Below are 17,602 nucleotides of genomic sequence, written 5' to 3'. Positions count from 1 at the left end.
CGCTGGCTGTTGGTTCGCGGGAAGCTATATGCATTCGACAGCGAAACGCAAACCAGCACAGGACATACCGATGAGTGTTAAGACCGGAGACAAGCTTCCCGAGGCGACCCTGCTGACCTGACCGCGGAAGGCCCCGCGCCGGTCGCTCTCGCCGAGAAGACCAAGGGCCGCAAGGTTGTGATTTTCGGCCTGCCGGGAGCCTATACCGGCGTCTGCTCGACCGCCCATGTGCCCAGCTACATCCGCACCGCTCCGTCCTTCGCCGAGAAGGGCGTGGACGAGATCATCTGCGTCTCGGCCAATGACCCCTTCGTCATGGGGGCCTGGGCCGAGTCCACCGGCGCGGCGAAGGCCGGGCTGACCTTCCTCGGCGATCCGAGCGCAGACTTCATCAAGGCCATCGGCCTCGACTTCTCGGCACCGCCGGTCGGGCTGATCGACCGCTCGAAGCGGTTCTCGATGGTGGTCGAGGACGGCGTGGTCACCCTGCTGCACGTGGAAGAGAGCCCCGGCACCTGCGAGATCTCGGCCGGCGAGGCGCTGCTCTCGGCGCTCTGAGCTGTTCCGCTGCGCGCCCCTTGCGGGGGCCCGGCGGGAAGAGTGTGGCGTCCGGAGCCTTGCGGCCCCGGACGCCGAAGCCCCGCTGTCCCGAGCGGCGCTTCTTAGCCTGCACCCGAATGCACCGATACCGGCAGGAATTTCCGGTTAACACATCGGCGCGGGGGTACATGCGGGCCAGCCCGGTCCCATCGGGATGACCCGTGGGTCACCTAGCTGTATACATGTTGGCGGTCAATGCCTTGCCGGGTGGCAAGGGCGGATTGGCTTACGCCGGGTCGCCCCGGCGAGAGGCGGATGACTCGCCCTTAGCGTGTATCTTCGCGTTGCCACTGCTCCTAAAGCTTCATATAACCCCCCGGTAGCGAAACATACCGACCCGGTCGCGCCATACGCGTCCGGCAGGGCGAAGTAGTGAGACATATGCGCAAGACCAACGACGAGATCGCGACCGTCATCCGGGAAAGAATCTGCCTGAACGGGCAGGACAGCAACATCGTGCTTCACGAGGGCCAGCTGGCCACCGAGTTCGGTGTCTCGAGAACTCCGATTCGCCAAGTGTTACAGATGCTGTCCTACGAGAACCTGGTCGAGACGCGCTCGGGCGTGGGGACCATCGCTCCGCCGCTGGTTGCCGCCAACCGCAGGAGCGATGTCCGCGCCTTCCGCGCCCTGCTGGGGGCTGCTGCGCAATGTCCTATCCCCGATGTCTCGGTGCCGCCGCAGGTGCTGGACCGCATTCGCGACGCCATTCGCCTGCTTGAGCTCTCTGGCGAGCCCGATACCTACCTGGTGCAATCCCTGGCCGCGCAACTCGAGGCGATGATGATGCTGGTCGCGGACCATATCGTCGCCAAGGCCCTGCGTTCTGCCTATTGGCGCCATGTGCGCTGGTGCCTGCACCCGAACTTCAACGCCCTGTCCGAGGCGCGGGTGGAATATGAGACCCTGCTGCAGGAGAGCCTGCAACTGGCCGAGGAAGGCGCGGTGCAGCCGCTTCTGGACCGGATGACCAAGGTGGTCGTCGGCGGCGCGGCGGGCTGGGGGGACTACTGAGCCCGTCCTGCAGGCCGCTGGCAAACCGCCGGACCGGACAGGCTGAGGGCTGGACAGGCCTGACGTAAAAAGGGGTCGCCTTGGCGACCCCTTTTCTTTCAGCTCTCTGCCTTGCCCATGTCGGGCTGCAACAGCGTTCGCGTCGGGAAGGGGATGTCCACTCCGCCCGCGTCCAGCGCCTCTTTCACCTTGCGCTTCATGTCATTGGTGAAGGCGAAGTAATCGCCGCTGTCGCACCAGACCCGCACCAGGAAATCGACCGAGAAATCGCCCAGGTTGCTGACCTGGATGAAGGGCTCGGGTTCCGCGTGGGCGCGGGCATCGGCCATGATGGTATCCCGGATGATCGTCTCGGCCTGCTTGAGGTCGGCATCATAGCTCACCCCGAAGGTCCATTCGGCGCGCCGTGTGGGGTAGATTGAGTAGTTGGTGATCGTGTTCCCCCAGACCTCGCTGTTGGGAATTATGATCTGGGAGTTCGTCAGGCTGGCCAGTTCGGTGAAGTTCAGGTTGATGTTCTTCACCGTACCCATCTGCCCCGCGACCTCGACGAAATCGCCGTTCTTGATCGGGCGGAAGAAGATGATCATCACCCCCGCCGCGACATTGGACAGGGTGCCCTGAAGGGCCAGGCCGATGGCCAGGCCGGCGGCACCGATGACGGCGACGACGCTGGTGGTCTGCACCCCGAAGGTGTTCAGCACGAAGAGGAAGGAGAAGGCGATCACCGCGTAGCGCAGGATCGAGCCGAGGAATTCAAACAGAGTATCGTCGAGCTGCTCGTAGCGTTCCGAGATATTCGTGATCCGGCGCTTGGCCCATCCGGCCAGGGTGAACCCCAGGAAGAGGATCAGCAGGGCTGCCAGCACGTTGCCGGCGAGACCCGCCAGGAAGTCCAGTGTCAGCAGGTCGCCCAGGGTCTTGCCGTTCCAGATTTCGGTCGACAGCAGGGAGTCTAGTTCTTCGTTCATCAGCAGATCTGGTCCATCTTGCGTGCAAGTTTCGCATCGGCGGCGGTGAGGCCGCCCATGTCATGAGTTGTCAGTCGCACAGTGACACGAGAATAGCTGTTGCTCCAGTCCGGGTGATGATCCCATTTCTCTGCCCAGAGCGCAGCCCGTGCCATGAAGCCGAAGGCCTCGGTGAAATCCTGGAAGGTGAAGGTCTTCGCCAGCACGTCGCCGTCCTCTTCCAGGCTCCAGCCGGTTTCAAAAAGCGGACCCAGCAGGGTGTCGCGGACGATCGGATCGAGGGTATCGTTCATTCCTGTTCCTCCTGACGGTCGCGGCGGAAGGGGCCATAGGCGGTCAGTACCTCGACCTCCTCGTCGATGGCCCGCGCCTCCGCGTCCAGGTATTGCCGCACCGCGCGGGCAAAGCCCTGATCGGCGATCCAGTGCAGCGAATGGGTGAGGCTGGGCATGTAGCCGCGCGCCAGCTTGTGCTCTCCCTGGGCTCCGGCCTCGACGCGGGCAAGGCCCTCGGCGATGGCGAAGTCGATGGCCTGATAATAGCACAGTTCAAAATGCAGGCAGGGGTGATGCTCCAGCGCGCCCCAGTAGCGGCCATAAAGCGCCTCGCGGCCGATGAAGTTCAGCGCGCCGGCGATGTTGTCCCCGCCATGGCCCGCCAGCACCAGCAGCATGTCGTCCCGCAGGGTGTCATGGGCGATCTCGAAGAATTCCCGCGTCAGGTAGGGGGTGCCCCACTTCCGTGCGCCGGTGTCCTGGTAGAAGGCCCAGAAGTCGTCCCAGTGCTCGAGGCGGATGTCGTCACCCGTGAGCGCCCGGATCTCGCCGCCGAAGGCCTGGGCCTGCTGGCGCTCCTTGCGGATGTTCTTGCGCTTGCGCGACGAGAGCCCGGCCAGGAAACCGTCGAAATCTGCGTAGCCCTGGTTCAGCCAGTGGAACTGCTGGCTGGCGCGGCGCATCAGGCCCATCTGTTCGCCGGCAATCGCCTCGGCCTCGGTGCAGAAGGTGACATGCAGGCTGGACAGGCCGTTGTCGGCCGCGATCTGCACCGCGCCCTGGGTCAGGGCGGCAATCGCCGCGGCCTCGTGGCCCGGTCGCGCCAGGAAGCGCCGCCCCGTGGCCGGTGTGAAGGGCACAGCGATCTGCAGCTTGGGGTAATAGCGCCCGCCTGCGTTCTCGTAGGCATGGGCCCAGTTGAAATCGAAGATGTATTCGCCCTGGCTGTGCGACTTCGCATAGAGCGGCGCCACGCCGATCAGCTCGCCGTCCTGGCGGGCCAGCAGGTAATGCGGCTCCCACCCCGTGGCAGAGCCGGTCGAGCCGCTGTCCTCGAGCGCCTTCAGGAACCGCCATGTGGTGAAAGGGTCGTCGGGCCGTCCGCCGTCCGCTGCCTCGGGGCAGGCGCAGGCATCCCACTCCGCCTGGGAAATGGCCGAGAGACTGTGGATCGTGCTGATCTCGATCGCGGCATCGCCGCCATCGGAGCTGTCGTCGGAGGAAGGGGGGGAGGGGCGTTCCATGTCGTCGATAATCTGGTCCGCCCCGCCCCTTGATCAAGAGCGTTTCTGCCCTGGGTTACGCAGGAAGTGCCGAGAGGTAGCCCTCGAAGGTCACATTCTCGGCAAGCGCGCGCGCGCGGACCTCGTCCTCGGGGCTGCGCAGGGTCCAGCAGAGCACCGGCAGACCACGGGTTCGCAGGGCCTGCACGCTGTCGCGGGCCAGGTCCTTCCACTCGTGGCTGATGAAGCTGGAGCCCGTGCGGTCGAAATCGCCAAGCGCCTGCAGATGCGCCTTCGCCTCGGGGCTCAGGTGCTCGAAGTGCTCGCCTTCATAAGAGCAGGTGGTGAGTCCGCGCGGCACGTCGGGTGCCAGTTCGGCCATCCGGGCAACCATCTCGGGGTTGAAGGACATGAAGGCCAGAGGGCCCTTGTAGCCCGCGACCGCCGCGGCGGCCTGCGCTTCCAGGGTGCCGGACGGATGGGTGCCGCGCTTGTCCTGGTCCTTCAGTTCCACCAGCAGCGGGACCCGGCCCGCGACCAGCGCCAGAACCTCGGTGAAGGTCGGGATCGTGGCCGTGCCGCCGGTCAGCGGAATGGCCTTCAGCTGGGCTTCCGAGCGGGCGTCGACGGGGCCGGTCTCGCCGGTCACCCGGTCGAGCTCGTAGTCGTGAAAGACCATGGCCTTGCCGTTGGCAGAGAGCTGCAGGTCGATCTCGATCCCGTAGCCTGCGTCAACCGCGGCAAGGATCGCCTCGACGCTGTTCTCGGGGCGGCCATCGGTCAGGTCATGCAGCGCCCGGTGGGTGACGGGCAGGCGCAGGAAGTCCCCCGGCAGCGCGGGGGACATCAGTTCAGCGGACATGGTTCACTCGACCTCGAAGATACCTTCGATCTCGACCGCCACGCCGAAAGGCAGGGAAGCGGCAGAGACGGCGGAGCGGGCATGGCGACCCGCGTCGCCCAGCACTTCGACCAGGAAGTCGGAGGCGCCGTTGACGACCTTGGGCTGGTCGGTGAACTCGAGCGTGGAATTGACGAAGCCGGTCAGCTTCACAACGCGCTTCAGCTTGGACAGGTCGCCACCGCAGGCGGCCTTGGCCTGGGCCAGAAGGCCGATGGCGCAGAGCTTGGCGGCGGCGGCGCCGGCCTCGAGCTCCATGTCGTGACCCAGCTTGCCCTTGACCAGGCCGTCAGCATCCTGGCTGACCTGGCCCGAGACATGGACCAGGTTGCCCACCTTGACGAAGGGCACGTAGTTGGCGGCGGGGGCGGCGGCTTCGGGCAGGGAAATCCCCAGCTCGGCCAGGCGGGTTTCGATGGCGTTGGACATGCAAAGCTCCTTTCGACTGTTGCGCGCGACGCTAGTGTCTGGCCGTGCGAATGCAAGCGCGAAGGGATGGGGTCAAGCGGCTTTCACAAAGCTGTCGCAAAGCCGGGCCAAGCGCCGGTCGCCACGGGGCCCTGCCCCGGCGCGCGAGATCTTCGCGGCCCCTACGCGCCGGAGGCCCTGCCGTCGAGAGGGGGCATGGGTCCTGCCGACGCCCGCCCATGAGTGCCGTCCCGGCGATCGCCCACAGGGGGTCATTCCCGGAATGCCCTCGCCACGTAGTCTCCGAAGGGTTTGACCAGATAGGCCAGCGGGGTGCGGTCTTCGGTGCGCAGGAAGGCCTCGACCGGCATGCCGGGGATCAGGGTCAGACCCTCGGGCAGGCGGGCGATCTCGCCCTCGGCGAGGCGGATCTCGGCGCGGTAGTAGCTGCGGCCCGTGGCCTCGTCGGTGAAGGCATCGGCAGAGAGCCGGGTCAGCTGGCCCGCAAGCTCCGGCGTGCTCTGCCGGTCGAAGCCCGAAAAGCGCAGCCGCACCTCCTGGCCGATGTGCAGCGCATCCACGTGGATCGGCTCGACCCGCGCGGCGATCAGCAGCGGGCGGTCCTGGGGCACGAGGTAGAGCAGCGGCTCGGCGGGTTGCACCACCGCGCCGGGGCCGAAGACGCGCAATCCGTGGACCACGCCCGAGACCGGCGCCGTCACCTCAAGCCGGGCCAGCCTGTCGCGCAGGGCGCGGCGGCGCTCGGCCAGCTCCATCTCGCGCAGGCGCAGGTCGCGCAGGGCGGCAATGGCTTCCTCGCGCCTGGCGGTGGCGCGGGCCAGCACCTGCAGCTCGATCTCGGTGATCCGCCCCTCGGCTTCGGCCTGGCGCGCGGCGAGATCCCCCAAGAGCCCCTCCTGTCGTGCGGCCTCGCGGCGCAGGGCCAGGAGCCGGGGCAGCTGAGCAAGCCCCCGGTCATAGAGCGCCTGCTGGGCCGAAAGCTCTTCCGCGATCAGCCCCGCCTGTTGCTGCAAGGCGTCTGACTGGGCGGCAAGCCCCGCAATCTGCGCCCGGATCTGGGCCTGCCGTTTTTCCAGTTGCGCAACCTCCTGCGCCTCGGCGCGGGCGCGGGTGTCGAAGAGCCTTTGCTGACCGGCCATCAGCGCCTCGGCACCCGCACCGGCGCCTGCAAGCTCGGGCTCGAAGGTCAGCGCGCCCGCGCCATCGCGCTCGGCCTCCAGCCGGGCGCGGCGGGCCATCAGCTCAAACAGCTGGCCTTCGACGATCGCCAGCTCGGGCCTCAGCGGGGCCGCGTCCAGCCGCATCAGCAGATCGCCCCGCGCCACCTGCTGACCCTCCTCGACCAGCAGCGCCGAGACCCGGCCGCCGTCGCCGTGCTGCACCACCTGGCGGTTGCTTTCGACCTCGATGAGGCCCGGTGCGATCACCGCCCCCGAGATCCGGCTGAGCGCAGACCAGCTGCCGAAGCCGCCGACCAGCATCACCAGCGCCGTGAGCCCGGTGAGCACCGGGCCTCGGGTGGAGAGGGCCTTCACCTTATGCCCCCGGCACCGGCGTTGGCGCTGCGGATCTGGTCGTGGTTCTGCACCACGCGGCGCAGCACCTCGTCACGGGGGCCGAAGGCCACGCGCTGGCCGTGATCCAGCATCAGCAGCAGATCGCATTCCTGGATGGCCGCCGGCCGATGCGCCATGATCAGCACCGAGGCGCCTGCCTCGCGCAGCGCGCGGATCGCGGCGTTCAGCGCCCGGCTGCCCTCGTTGTCGAGGTTCGAGTTGGGCTCGTCCAGCACCAGCAGCACCGGATCGCCATAGAGCGCGCGGGCCAGGCCGATGCGCTGGATCTGCCCGCCGGACAGCCGACCGCCATGGGGGCTGACGCGGGTGTCGTAGCCTGCGGGCATCTTCAGGATCATCTCGTGGGCATCGGCGCGGCGGGCGGCGGCGACGACCTGGGCGTCGTCGGGGCGTTCGGCCAGCCGGGCGATGTTCTCGGCGATGGTGCCCTCGAAGAGCTCGACCCGCTGCGGCAGGTAGCCGATCAGGCGGCCCAGCTCTTCGGGATCGTATTGGTCGAGCGTCGCGCCATCGAGCCGGATCGCGCCACCGGCGCAGGGCCAGGCATTGGTCAGGGTGCGCGCCAGGGTCGACTTGCCTGCGCCCGAGGGGCCGATGACGCCGCAAGCCTGTCCCGGGGCGAGGCTGAAGGTGACCATGCGCAGCGCGGCAAGGCTTTCGCCAGGCGGGACGACGCTGGCCTGTTGCACCTCCAGCTTGGCGGCGGGGCGGGGCAGGGTGGTACGCCGCGGCAGTTCCGGCTGCGCCTCCAGCAGCCGGGCCAGGGCCTGCCAGCCGCGCCGGGCGCGGGAGAGCAGGGGCCAGTTGCCGATCAGCAGCTCGACCGGGGCCAGGGCGCGACCCATCAGCACCGATCCGGCGATCATCGCCCCCGGAGAGAGCGCCTCGTGCAGGACCAGCCAGGCACCGAGGCCCAGCATCGCCGATTGCAGGAAGAGCCGCAGCGCCCGGCTGAGCGCCGTCAGCGCAGAGGTCGCATCGGTGGCGCCGGTCAGCGCTTCCAGCGCGTCGCGCCGGGCATGTTGCCAGCGGCGGAAGGTGGCCGGACCCATGCCCATGGCGCGCACCACCCCGGCCTCGGCGCGGATCTGGTCGGCCTGTTGCCGGGCGGCGAAGGCGCTGGCGTAGCCCTGCGCCAGCCGTCCCCGCCCCAGGGCCTGCCCGATGGCGGCCAGCGCCACCAGCGCGGCCCCGCCCGAGAGCGCCAGCAGCCCGAGCGCGGGGTGAAACAGCGCCAGCCCGGCAAGGAAGACAGGCACCCAGGGCAGATCTGCCAGTGCCCCCGGCACCGCAGAGCCCAGCACGGCGCGAATTGCCTCGAGATCCTGCAGGGCCGTCTCGCCGCCGGGTTTGGCGTCAGAGCTCTGGCGGAGCGCGGCCTCGTAGACCCGTCGGTCCAGCCGCTCCTGGAAACGCGCGCCGATCCGCGACAGCAGCCGGGCGCGGGCCCCGTCCAGAAGCCCCATCATGGCAAAGAGAAACGCGACCAGCAGGGTCAGCGCGATCAGCGTCTCGACAGAGCGCGAGCTGAGCACCCGGTCATAGACCAGCAGCATGTAGAGCGGACCCGTCAGCACCAGCAGGTTCGAGAAGATCGAGAAGAGCGCCGCCAGCCAGTAGAGACCTCGGCTTTCGATCCGCGCGGCGCGCAGCTCTGCCACTCCGGCCTGTGGCGCGGGCCCCCTGGTACGGAGGCGCGGGGCGTGTGCCCCCTGTCCTCGGGTGGAGCCCGTGCCGGGGCCAGGCCCGTTGCGTTCCCTCTCCTGATCCCGCGGCGGTTCGGACACGTGCACTCCTTCCCGCGCGGGGCGGGTGATTCCCCATTTGCGGAAATTGCGTCCCGCAAGCGCGGGGCTTTCCCGGTGCCTGTTGCCCGATGCAACTTTCCCAGCGGCAGGTTGTCGCTTCTTGGCCACAAAGGGCAGGGCAGGGCTTGCCTGCTATGGCACGGTTGCCATTAAGGAATAGATAAAGGCCAAAGGGCATGATGGTGCGGACCCACTCAGGTGGAGACAGCTCTTGCTCTTTGTCTCCGACCCGAAAGAAAGTTCGCCATGACCTCGCTTTCCTTCATTCCTGCCGCCCTGCGCCGGGTTGCGCTCGTGGGACTGGTTGCGCTTGCCGGTGCCTGTACGACCCCCGCTCCTGGCGAGGTCAGCCGCGCCGATCAGCCCTTCGATCCCTACGAGGCGCGCAACCGGCAGGTGCATGAGCTGAACGTGGCGCTCGACCGCGCGGTGCTGCGGCCTGCGGGCACGGTCTATGCGGCGGTGGTGCCGCAGCCGGTCAATGACCTGGTCGGCAATTTCTCTCGCAACCTGGGCACCCCCTCGGACGTGGTGAACAACCTGCTGCAAGGGCGGCTGAAGGATGCGGGCGTCAATACGGTGCGCTTCGTGATGAACTCGACCATCGGGGTGGGCGGGCTGATCGATGCCGCAGATGCCTTCGGCATCGCCCCCCGCACCACGGATTTCGGAGAAACACTGGCGGTCTGGGGCGTGCCCGAGGGCGCCTACCTGGAGATGCCGGTGATCGGTCCCTCGACCGAGCGCGCCTCGGCGGGGCGCATCGTCGATCTCTTCACCAATCCACTGGATCCGCTGATGGACCGCTCCGAGCGCGGCCTGAAATGGGGCAGCGCCGTCGCCCATGGGGTCGGAGAGCGCGGCTACCGACGCCAGACGGTGGATTCGGTGCTCTATGATTCCGCCGACAGCTATGCGCAGCTGCGGCTGATCTACCTGCAGAGCCGGCGCCATGCTCTTGGCGACGACGGCGGGGATGCCTATCTGGACCCTTATGGAGACACCGGGGCGGACGCCAATGACCCGTATATCGATCCCTATGCCGAATAGGCTTTCCCGCCGCGCGGTCCTCGCCGGACTCGGCGGGCTGGCCGCCACGCTGATGCTGCCGGTGCCACAGGCCCGCGCCATCTCGGCCTCTGCGGCCACCGCGCTGGTCGACAAGGTGGTGAAAGAGATCAACCAGGTGATCAACTCGGGCCGCCCCGAGGCGCAGATGATCGCCCAGTTCGAGACCATGCTGCGTCGCTACGCCGATGTTCCGACCATCGCGCGCTCCTGCCTCGGCCCGGCCGCGCGAGAGGTCTCTTCGGCGCAGCTGGCAGCCTATACCGATGCTTTCGCGGGCTATGTGGCGCGCAAGTACGGCAAGCGCTTCCGCGAGTTCCTGGGCTCAGAAATCCGGGTGACCGGCGCCAAGCCCTACAAGGATCGCTATATCGTCCAGACGGTCTTCGAGCTGCGCGGCCAGGCCCCCTTCGACGTGGATTTCCTGGTCACCGACCGCAGCGGTGCGATGCTGTTCTACGAGATGGTGATCGAGGGGGTCTCGATGCTGGCCACCGAGCGGGCCGAGATCGGCGCCATGCTGGATGCCCAGCGGGGCGATGTGAGCAAGCTGACCGCCGCGCTGCGCCGCGCCGGCTGAGGCCGCGCGCCCGGTTCGGCAATTCCGTGCAACAGGGCTGTGCCCCGTCATGACCCTGCGCCTTGGGGGAACGCCCCGGCGCAGGTCGTACCGTTGTCCGTCACACCATGCTTGGCTTCGGGTCCGGAGCATGAAAAAGGCCCACCCTCGGGGAGGGCGGGCCAGTTAGGGATGGGAGAAGTTGTCGGATCAGTCCGCCAGGCCTGCGTTCCACAGGTAGACCTTCTCGTCCGGACGCGGGGTCCAGTCGAGACGCTTGCTGACGCCGTAGAAGTCGGGCTGGAAGTAGAGGTGCAGCCAGGGGCCGTCTTCGTAGAAGACCTCGAGCATCTCGTCGATGATCACGCGGCGCTCTTCCTCGGTTTCGGCACCGTTCAGGTCATCCCAGCGGTCGAACCAGCGCGGGTCGTCCCAATGGGTGTAGTTGGTGCCTGCGTCGACGGCCGAGAGGTCAGCCATGTCGTAGAGCGGGGACCACAGCGCGCCGCCCGAACCGATGAAGTAGAGCGGACCGGCATTCCGTTCACGGATGAGCGGGATGTAGACGCTGGACCATTCCATGATGTCCAGTTCGACGTCGAGGCCGACATCGCCGAGGTACTGGGCGATCGCCTGAATGACGCTGGCGTCGTTCAGGTAGCGGCCCGGACCTGCCTGGAAGCGGATCGGGAAGCGGGTGCCGTCATCGCCACGCGGCCAGCCGGCTTCGTCCAGCATCTCTTCGGCCTTGGCGGGGTCGTAGGGATAGGGTTCGAGGTCCTGGTTGGCATTGGGCGGGTTGACGATGCCGGTCATCCGCTCGCATTCGAAGTTCAGCAGCTGCTTGCAGATCGTCGGCACGTCGACCGCGTATTGCAGGGCGCGGCGGACCATCGGATCCTGGATCGCGTCGCCGCCGGGCTGTTCGGCCATCGCATCGGAGAGGTTGAAGCCCACGTACATGCGGCGGGTGCCCTGGACGGGGTCGACCTCGGCATTGCCGCGGCTGTTGATGGCTTCCATCTGGTCGGGGGCGACATTGGTGATGATGTCGACGTTGCCCGCGATCAGTTCTGCCGAACGGGTCGAGGCCTCGGGGATGATGCGCCACTTGATGTGCTCGAAGCCCGCTTCGGGATCGACACGGTCCATGTTGATCTCGGAGCCGCGAATCCACTCGGCCATCTTGTAGGGGCCGGACCCGATGGGATTGGACGAGGCTTCGTCCAGGGTCATGGCTTCATAGCTGTCCTTGCAGTGAATGAAGACCTCGTCGATCAGGCCGAAGGCGATCGGGTTCGGTGCGACGAGGTTGATGTCGACGGTCAGCTCGCCGGTGGCTTCTGCGCTCTCGAAGGCGATGGACGAGAAGACGAAGCCGGGGGTGTTGCCGGTGAAGCCGTTCTCGGGGTCTTTCGCGCGGTTGAAGGAGTAGGCGACGTCCTCGGCGGTCAGCGCTTCGCCATCATGGCAGGTCAGGCCTTCCTTGAGGGTGTAGGTGTAGGTCAGCCCGTCTTCGGAAACGTCGTAGCTTTCGGCCAGGTCAGGCTGTTCCTTGCCTTCGCCGTCGATCGTGAAGAGCGTGCCGAAGACGTGGCGGGCCACGTTGGAGTTGTCGCGCGACGAGATCGCGGCAGGGTCCATGGTGGTGATGTCGGCGCTCAGGCCGACGATGATGGTGTCATCTGCCGGGGCGGCCATGGCGGCGGTGCTGCTCAGCAGCACGCCGGCTATGCCCAAGCCGGTCAGCGTATTTCGGATAAACATCAACTGAGTCCTTTTCCTGTTGGTGGTTGGGGCGGTCGCTGATTTCTTTCTGAGGAACAGTCGACCGATCACCGGCACCCGCCTCAGGAGCGGGACGGGGCCGGAATTCAGGGTGTCGTGGCGATCGTCTCGGGATCGATTTCGTTCAGGTTGCGGGTATGCGCCGAGATCAGCGCGACGGCGCGGTCCATGTCCTTGGCTTCCAGCGCATCGACGATGGGCGGGTGGTTGCCTGCGACTTCCTGGAGCTTGGGCCGCTCGCGGTTCCGCAGCGCCATGATCTGGTGGATGCGCAGGTAGAGGTTCTTCCAGGACGCCAGCAGCAGTTCGTGGTCGGCGATCTGGATCAGGGTGTGGTGGAAGGCTTCGTCGGCGGCCACGAGCGCTTCCAGGTCGTCGGCCTTGGCGGCGGCCAGCATCGCATCGCATTGGGCGCGCAGCGGCGCCACGGAGGTCCCGCGTTCGATGATCCGGCGCACGGCCATCACCTCGAAGGCTTCGCGCAGGCTGTAGATCTCTTCGACTTCGCGGGCGGTCAGCGGCTTAACGCGTTTGCCCTTGTAGGCGATGGTTTCGACCAGCCCGTCATTCTCGAGGATCTGGATCGCTTCGCGGATCGGGGCACGGGACACGTTCATCTGTTGCGCCAGCGCGGTTTCGATCAGCGGCTCTCCCGGCCGAAGGCGGCCGCTGACGATCGCAGCGCGCAGGCGGGTGGCGACCTGGACGCGCAGCGGCACGTTTTCGATCGGTCCGATATCCTGAAGAGGGGTGGCCGCGGGGGCGGGGTCTGCTTGGGTCATCTCGAATTCCTTTTTTTCAACGGTGTCAGAGCCGCGATCGTAGCGCGGGTGGCATCCTTAAGACCATGACCGGTCCCGAAAGCAAGGATGATAGACATTATGGTTGCCGATTGAAGACAATAGACACTGCGCGAGAGGGCGCGCGAAGGGTTGTAATCTGAATGTTGTCGACAATCCATAAGTTGACAATGTGAATGTAGGGCTTGTCTGTCAAGTCCGTTGGTCATCTGGGGGAGAAGGATCCGGCGCAGCTGCCCATTTCGCGGGCGCTGCTATGCCGGTGGTTTCAGGTGGTCTTGATGCAGGCGCTCTTGTGCCCGTTGCCCAGGTCCTTGAGGACGGGCACGACCTTGGCGCATTCGGCGTCCGCGAGGGGGCAGCGCGTGCGGAAGACACAGCCCGAAGGCGGATTGATGGGGCTGGGGATGTCGCCCTTCAACACGATTCGGTCCTTGCGCCGTCCGGGCTTCGGCTGGGGCACCGCGGACAGAAGCGCTTGCGTATAAGGGTGGTTGGGGTTGGAATAGAGGTCGACCGACCGCCCCATCTCGACCACCCGGCCCAGGTACATGACGATGACCCGGTCGCAGAAATGCTCGACCACGCCCAGGTCGTGGGCAATGAAGAGCATGGTCAGTCCCAGGTCCTGGCAGAGATCCTCGAGGAGGTTGATCACCTGGGCCTGGATCGACACGTCGAGCGCCGAGACCGGCTCGTCCGCCACGATGAACTGCGGCTCGACGGCAAGGGCGCGGGCGATCCCGATTCGCTGACGTTGACCGCCCGAGAATTCATGCGGAAAGCGATCCAGCTGATCGGCGCCAAGGCCGACCTTCTCGAGCAGCGAGACGACGCGATCCGTCCGGTCCTCGCGGCTGCCGATGCCGTGCAGTTTCAGGGGATGAGACAGGATGTCGCGCACCTTTTCGCGCGGGTTCAGGCTGGCATAGGGGTCTTGGAAGATGATCTGCATCTGCTTGCGGAAACTGCGCAGCTTCTCTGGCGGCAGATCAAGCACGGATGTGCCGTCGAAGTTCACCGTGCCCGAGGTCGCCTCTTCCAGCCGCAGCAGCGTGCGGCCGACCGTCGTCTTGCCAGAGCCGCTTTCTCCGACGAGGCCGACGACCTCGCCGCGGGCGACATCGAAGGAGACATCGTTGACGGCGTTCACCTCGGCCTTGATCCGGCCAAGCAGGCCGCCGGGAATGGGGAAGGTCTTTCGCAGGTTCGAGACCTGAAGCAGGGGCGTCGTCATTCTGTGTCCATGATGTCGAGGGTGATGTCGCGCCAGCGGGCGCAGCGGACGGCATGGCCGGGGCCGACCTCTTCCAGGGCGGGGGGCGTCGCGCGGCACAGCTCGGTGGCATGGGCGCAGCGCGGGTTGAACCGGCAGCCATGAGGCAGGTCCGACAGCGGCGGCACGGTTCCGGGGATCGCCCTTAGCCGTTCCTTGCGCCGCGACGCACCGATTCGCGGGATCGAGTTCATCAGACCGGCCGTGTAGGGCATGCGCGGGGCCTCGAAGATCTGCTCGACCTCGCCACTTTCTACGACCTGGCCGGCGTACATGACCACGACCCGGTCGGCGACTTCGGCCACCACGCCAAGGTCATGGGTAATGAAGATGATCGCCATCCCCATGCGGTCCTGCAGGTCCTTCATCAGTTCCAGCATCTGCGCCTGGATGGTCACGTCCAGCGCCGTTGTCGGCTCGTCCGCGATCAGGATGCGGGGTTCGCAGGACAGGGCCATCGCGATCATCGCGCGCTGGCGCATGCCGCCGGACATCTGGTGGGGATAGTTGTCCACGCGGCGCGCCGGTTCGGGGATGCCGACGAGGTCCAGCATCTCGATGGCGCGGCGATAGGCAGCCCGCCGCGAGAGTTTCTCGTGGTGCATGACCATTTCCATGATCTGCCAGCCGACGGTCTTCACCGGGTTCAGCGAGGTCATCGGTTCCTGGAAGATCATGCCGATCTGCTTGCCGCGCACGGCGCGCATCTCTTCCTCGCTGAAGCCGCGCATCTCAAAGCCGTTCAGGCGCATGCTGCCGCCGGTGACGGAGCCGGTGTCCTTCGGCAGCAGGCCCATGAGCGAGAGGCTGGTCACGGATTTGCCGGACCCCGACTCTCCCACGATGGCGAGCGTCTCTCCGGGGTCGAGGTCAAAACTGACTCCGTCGACCGCGCGGACGCTCGAATTTCCGCCGGTGCGGAACGTCGTCTGAAGGTCCTTGACGCGTAGCAGGGTTCTGGCCTCGGCGGGCCTTGCCGTTGCCGGAATGCTGTCTATTAGTGCGGCTGGCATTTCCTGGGCGTTCTCCGTGCTTGTTTCTCCTGCCGTGCCCGATCGCCGCTTCTGCACCATATCGCCTTGTTTTTCGGCAGTTATGCAGCCTTGCGTCAGGTTGACGACGAGATTTCTTGGTGGTCTACTGTCGACAATATATAGACTACCTTGAGGCGACGATCTAAGCCTTGTCAAGCGGATCGCGTCCCCGAAAGCCAAGAACACGACGCTAATAGCAGCGGAGACCTAAAGAATGACCAGCCGACCCGAGCAGCCTGCCCGTACCAGCGCGCCTTTCCATTCCAGCCGGACCTAGGGGACTCAGATGTGGACTTTCCTTGTTCGGCGCCTATTGCAGAGCGCCATCGTGATCATCGGCGTGACCATGATCAGTTTCATCTCGTTGCAGATCGGGGGCGACCCGACCTACTTGTTCGTCTCCGAGAACGCGAGCGCCGAGGAAATCCAGCGGGCCCGTGAAGCGCTTGGCTTCGACGCGCCGCTGCACATCCAGTACCTGCGCTACATCTGGGACGCGCTGCATGGCGACTTCGGCAATTCGCTAAGCTACCGGCAGCCGGCCATGGGGGTTGTCCTCGACGCGATGCCGGCGACCATCGAGCTGACCGTCTTCTCACTTGTCCTGGCCATCGCCCTGTCGATCCCGCTGGGGGTCTACTCGGCCCTGAAGCGGGGCACGCCGATTGATGGCGGCATCATGACCTTCGCCATGCTGGGCCAGTCGATTCCCAACTTCTGGATGGGGATCATGATGATCATGTACTTCGGCCTTTACCTCGGCTGGTTCCCGATCTCGGGACATGTGCCCGTGCTGGAGCCGCTGCTCGAGGGCGATTTTTCGACCGCGATCGGCAACATCCCCCAAAGCATCTACTACATGACGATGCCCGCCATCGCCGTCGGATCCTACACGCTGGCGCGCAACGCCCGCCTCGTGCGGTCGTCCATGCTGGAGGTCCTGCAACAGGATTTCGTGCGCACGGCACGCTCGAAGGGCATCCGGGACTGGCAGGTCATCACGCATCATGCCCTGCGCAATGCCTGGCTGCCGGTGGTCACGATGATCGGCCTCGAGTTCGGCTTCCTGCTGGGCGGGGTCGTGGTGGTCGAGACGGTGTTCTCCTACCCCGGTATCGGTCGCCTCGTGTTCAACGCGATCAACCAGCGGGACATTCCCGTCGTCCAGGCCTCGGTGATCCTGCTGGCGATGATCTTCATCGTGCTGAATCTCGTCGTCGACCTGATCTATTCGCGGCTCGATCCGCGCGTCAAACTTTGAAGGAGACCGGCATGGCCAATGTCGAACCCCAATCGCAACCGGCGTCGCAGAAGAGCGCGGCCGCTCCGGTGTCCTACCGGCGCCGCGAGATGCAGCGCGCGTTGCGCAGCATGGTCGCAAGTCGGTGGGCGCTTGTCGGGATGATCATCCTGACCGCGGCGGCCTTCATCGCGATCTTTGGCCCCCTGTTGTCGCCGATGGACCCGAACCGGCAGAACATCATGATGCGGCTGCTGCCGCCGATGGCCGAGGGGCCGCGGGGGGCGACCTTCTGGCTGGGCTCGGACCATCTGGGCCGGGACGTGCTGTCGCGGCTGCTATACGGGGCACGGGTTTCGTTGCTGGTCGGTATGGCGGCGATTGTCGTGGGCGGCTCGATCGGCACCCTTCTGGGGCTGATCTCGGGCTACTTCGGCGGATGGATCGACGACGTGATCATGCGCCTTGGCGATATCCAGCTGGCCTTCCCCTTCATCCTGCTGGCGATCATGTTCCTTGTCGTGCTGGGGCCGGGGCTGGTGAACATCATCCTGGTGCTGGGGATCGGTCAGTGGATCACCTATGCGCGCATCGTCCGGGCCCAGACCCTGAGCCTGCGCGAGAAGGAATACGTCGAGGCCGCCCGCGCCATGGGCGACGGGCTGTTCTCGATCCTGTTCCGCACCATCCTGCCCAATATCGTCGCGCCGCTGACGGTCATCGCATCGTTCAACGTGGCGAGCGTGATCCTGTCCGAGGCGGCGCTGTCCTTCCTGGGTCTCGGGGTGCCGCCGACGGTGCCGACCTGGGGCAGCATGTTGTCCGAGAGCCGCGATCACCTGTTGTCGAACAAGTGGTGGCTGGCGGTCTTCCCCGGCCTGGCCATCGTGCTGACCGTGCTGGCCTTCAACATCATCGGCGACTGGCTGCGAGACTTCCTGGACCCGCGCCTGAAGGAACGCAGCTGAGGCACCCGCCTCGCCTGCTTTCGACAGCTGCAAGCATGAGACAGGAAAAGGGGGCCGAAAGGCCCCCTTTT

Annotated in this window: 16 protein-coding genes and 1 pseudogene; 6 read left to right on the top strand and 11 right to left on the bottom strand. The window is 66.2% G+C overall.

Annotated elements, in window-relative coordinates; genetic code table 11:
- The first annotated feature begins 70 nt into the window (after positions 1-70).
- Both CRO50_RS00365 and CRO50_RS00360 read left to right on the top strand, forming a co-directional pair.
- Positions 71-558, top strand: a pseudogene (locus CRO50_RS00365) (redoxin family protein).
- Positions 559-981: 423 nt separating this feature from the next.
- On the top strand, positions 982-1,614 hold the full coding sequence (locus tag CRO50_RS00360; protein ID WP_097143893.1) for a GntR family transcriptional regulator: 633 nt from the start codon (positions 982-984) through the stop codon (positions 1,612-1,614).
- Between the two features lie 98 nt (positions 1,615-1,712).
- Here CRO50_RS00360 and CRO50_RS00355 read toward each other — a convergent pair whose 3' ends face one another.
- From CRO50_RS00355 to CRO50_RS00325, 7 genes are all read right to left on the bottom strand, one after another.
- Positions 1,713-2,585 carry a mechanosensitive ion channel family protein gene (locus CRO50_RS00355; RefSeq protein WP_097143892.1) on the bottom strand — a complete coding sequence of 291 codons (873 nt, stop codon included), beginning with the start codon at positions 2,583-2,585 and terminating at the stop codon, positions 1,713-1,715.
- Positions 2,585-2,878 (bottom strand): 4a-hydroxytetrahydrobiopterin dehydratase, encoded by a 294-nt coding sequence (locus CRO50_RS00350; RefSeq protein WP_097143891.1) that lies wholly within the window; start codon positions 2,876-2,878, stop codon positions 2,585-2,587. Before CRO50_RS00350 ends, CRO50_RS00355 begins: the two co-directional genes overlap by 1 nt.
- The gene (locus CRO50_RS00345; protein WP_097143890.1) at positions 2,875-4,104 is read right to left on the bottom strand and encodes a GNAT family N-acetyltransferase; all 1,230 of its coding nucleotides are present in this window, start codon (positions 4,102-4,104) and stop codon (positions 2,875-2,877) included. Before CRO50_RS00345 ends, CRO50_RS00350 begins: the two co-directional genes overlap by 4 nt.
- Before the next feature lie 55 nt (positions 4,105-4,159).
- A complete protein-coding gene (locus CRO50_RS00340; protein WP_097143889.1) occupies positions 4,160-4,930 on the bottom strand; it encodes a glycerophosphodiester phosphodiesterase family protein in 771 nt (256 codons plus the stop codon).
- A gap of 18 nt (positions 4,931-4,948) precedes the next feature.
- Positions 4,949-5,413, bottom strand: coding sequence for a RidA family protein (locus CRO50_RS00335; protein ID WP_097143888.1), 465 nt, complete (start codon positions 5,411-5,413; stop codon positions 4,949-4,951).
- Positions 5,414-5,664: 251 nt separating this feature from the next.
- Positions 5,665-6,948, bottom strand: a complete 1,284-nt coding sequence (locus CRO50_RS00330) for an HlyD family type I secretion periplasmic adaptor subunit (protein ID WP_269778118.1) — start codon at positions 6,946-6,948, stop codon at positions 5,665-5,667.
- Positions 6,945-8,651, bottom strand: a complete 1,707-nt coding sequence (locus tag CRO50_RS00325; protein WP_097143887.1) for a type I secretion system permease/ATPase — start codon at positions 8,649-8,651, stop codon at positions 6,945-6,947. Before CRO50_RS00325 ends, CRO50_RS00330 begins: the two co-directional genes overlap by 4 nt.
- A 393-nt stretch (positions 8,652-9,044) precedes the next feature.
- Between CRO50_RS00325 and CRO50_RS00320 the strand changes: the two genes are divergently transcribed.
- Together CRO50_RS00320 and CRO50_RS00315 are read left to right on the top strand one after the other, a co-directional pair.
- Positions 9,045-9,848, top strand: coding sequence for an MlaA family lipoprotein (locus CRO50_RS00320; RefSeq protein ID WP_097143886.1), 804 nt, complete (start codon positions 9,045-9,047; stop codon positions 9,846-9,848).
- Positions 9,817-10,446, top strand: coding sequence for an MlaC/ttg2D family ABC transporter substrate-binding protein (locus CRO50_RS00315; protein WP_097143885.1), 630 nt, complete (start codon positions 9,817-9,819; stop codon positions 10,444-10,446). The genes CRO50_RS00320 and CRO50_RS00315 overlap by 32 nt, the downstream gene beginning before the upstream one ends.
- Positions 10,447-10,635: 189 nt before the next feature.
- On the opposite strand, the gene CRO50_RS00310 is transcribed toward CRO50_RS00315, so the two are convergent.
- The 4 genes from CRO50_RS00310 to CRO50_RS00295 form a co-directional block, all read right to left on the bottom strand.
- Positions 10,636-12,192 carry an ABC transporter substrate-binding protein gene (locus CRO50_RS00310; protein WP_232617787.1) on the bottom strand — a complete coding sequence of 519 codons (1,557 nt, stop codon included), beginning with the start codon at positions 12,190-12,192 and terminating at the stop codon, positions 10,636-10,638.
- A gap of 107 nt (positions 12,193-12,299) precedes the next feature.
- The gene (locus tag CRO50_RS00305) at positions 12,300-12,995 is read right to left on the bottom strand and encodes a GntR family transcriptional regulator (RefSeq protein ID WP_097143884.1); all 696 of its coding nucleotides are present in this window, start codon (positions 12,993-12,995) and stop codon (positions 12,300-12,302) included.
- Between the two features lie 286 nt (positions 12,996-13,281).
- Complete coding sequence (locus CRO50_RS00300) at positions 13,282-14,250, bottom strand: ABC transporter ATP-binding protein (RefSeq protein ID WP_097143883.1); 969 nt, start codon at positions 14,248-14,250, stop codon at positions 13,282-13,284.
- Entirely contained in the window at positions 14,247-15,302 is a 1,056-nt protein-coding gene (locus CRO50_RS00295; protein WP_097143882.1) for an ABC transporter ATP-binding protein, read from the bottom strand. The genes CRO50_RS00300 and CRO50_RS00295 overlap by 4 nt, the downstream gene beginning before the upstream one ends.
- Before the next feature lie 307 nt (positions 15,303-15,609).
- Between CRO50_RS00295 and CRO50_RS00290 the strand changes: the two genes are divergently transcribed.
- Both CRO50_RS00290 and CRO50_RS00285 read left to right on the top strand, forming a co-directional pair.
- Positions 15,610-16,584, top strand: coding sequence for an ABC transporter permease (locus CRO50_RS00290; protein ID WP_097143881.1), 975 nt, complete (start codon positions 15,610-15,612; stop codon positions 16,582-16,584).
- Between the two features lie 11 nt (positions 16,585-16,595).
- Positions 16,596-17,531, top strand: coding sequence for an ABC transporter permease (locus CRO50_RS00285; protein ID WP_179747177.1), 936 nt, complete (start codon positions 16,596-16,598; stop codon positions 17,529-17,531).
- Positions 17,532-17,602: the final 71 nt, after the last annotated feature.

The sequence above is a fragment of the Pseudooceanicola antarcticus genome, assembly GCF_900215355.1.
Lineage (GTDB): Bacteria > Pseudomonadota > Alphaproteobacteria > Rhodobacterales > Rhodobacteraceae > Pseudooceanicola > Pseudooceanicola antarcticus.
The sequence above is the reverse complement of the archived record's forward strand: the minus strand, read 5'-3'. Positions and strand labels throughout refer to the sequence as shown.

Bases quoted from the DNA above. Each gene is read 5' to 3' on its own strand.
- CRO50_RS00315 (WP_097143885.1), top strand. From the start codon at position 9,817: ATGACCCGTATATCGATCCCTATGCCGAATAGGCTTTCCCGCCGCGCG.
- CRO50_RS00355 (WP_097143892.1), bottom strand. From the start codon at position 2,585: ATGAACGAAGAACTAGACTCCCTGCTGTCGACCGAAATCTGGAACGGC.
- CRO50_RS00295 (WP_097143882.1), bottom strand. From the start codon at position 15,302: ATGCCAGCCGCACTAATAGACAGCATTCCGGCAACGGCAAGGCCCGCC.
- CRO50_RS00340 (WP_097143889.1), bottom strand. From the start codon at position 4,930: ATGTCCCCCGCGCTGCCGGGGGACTTCCTGCGCCTGCCCGTCACCCAC.
- CRO50_RS00300 (WP_097143883.1), bottom strand. From the start codon at position 14,250: ATGACGACGCCCCTGCTTCAGGTCTCGAACCTGCGAAAGACCTTCCCC.
- CRO50_RS00310 (WP_232617787.1), bottom strand. From the start codon at position 12,192: ATGTTTATCCGAAATACGCTGACCGGCTTGGGCATAGCCGGCGTGCTG.
- CRO50_RS00335 (WP_097143888.1), bottom strand. From the start codon at position 5,413: ATGTCCAACGCCATCGAAACCCGCCTGGCCGAGCTGGGGATTTCCCTG.
- CRO50_RS00320 (WP_097143886.1), top strand. From the start codon at position 9,045: ATGACCTCGCTTTCCTTCATTCCTGCCGCCCTGCGCCGGGTTGCGCTC.
- CRO50_RS00285 (WP_179747177.1), top strand. From the start codon at position 16,596: ATGGCCAATGTCGAACCCCAATCGCAACCGGCGTCGCAGAAGAGCGCG.
- CRO50_RS00305 (WP_097143884.1), bottom strand. From the start codon at position 12,995: ATGACCCAAGCAGACCCCGCCCCCGCGGCCACCCCTCTTCAGGATATC.
- CRO50_RS00360 (WP_097143893.1), top strand. From the start codon at position 982: ATGCGCAAGACCAACGACGAGATCGCGACCGTCATCCGGGAAAGAATC.
- CRO50_RS00345 (WP_097143890.1), bottom strand. From the start codon at position 4,104: ATGGAACGCCCCTCCCCCCCTTCCTCCGACGACAGCTCCGATGGCGGC.
- CRO50_RS00290 (WP_097143881.1), top strand. From the start codon at position 15,610: ATGTGGACTTTCCTTGTTCGGCGCCTATTGCAGAGCGCCATCGTGATC.
- CRO50_RS00350 (WP_097143891.1), bottom strand. From the start codon at position 2,878: ATGAACGATACCCTCGATCCGATCGTCCGCGACACCCTGCTGGGTCCG.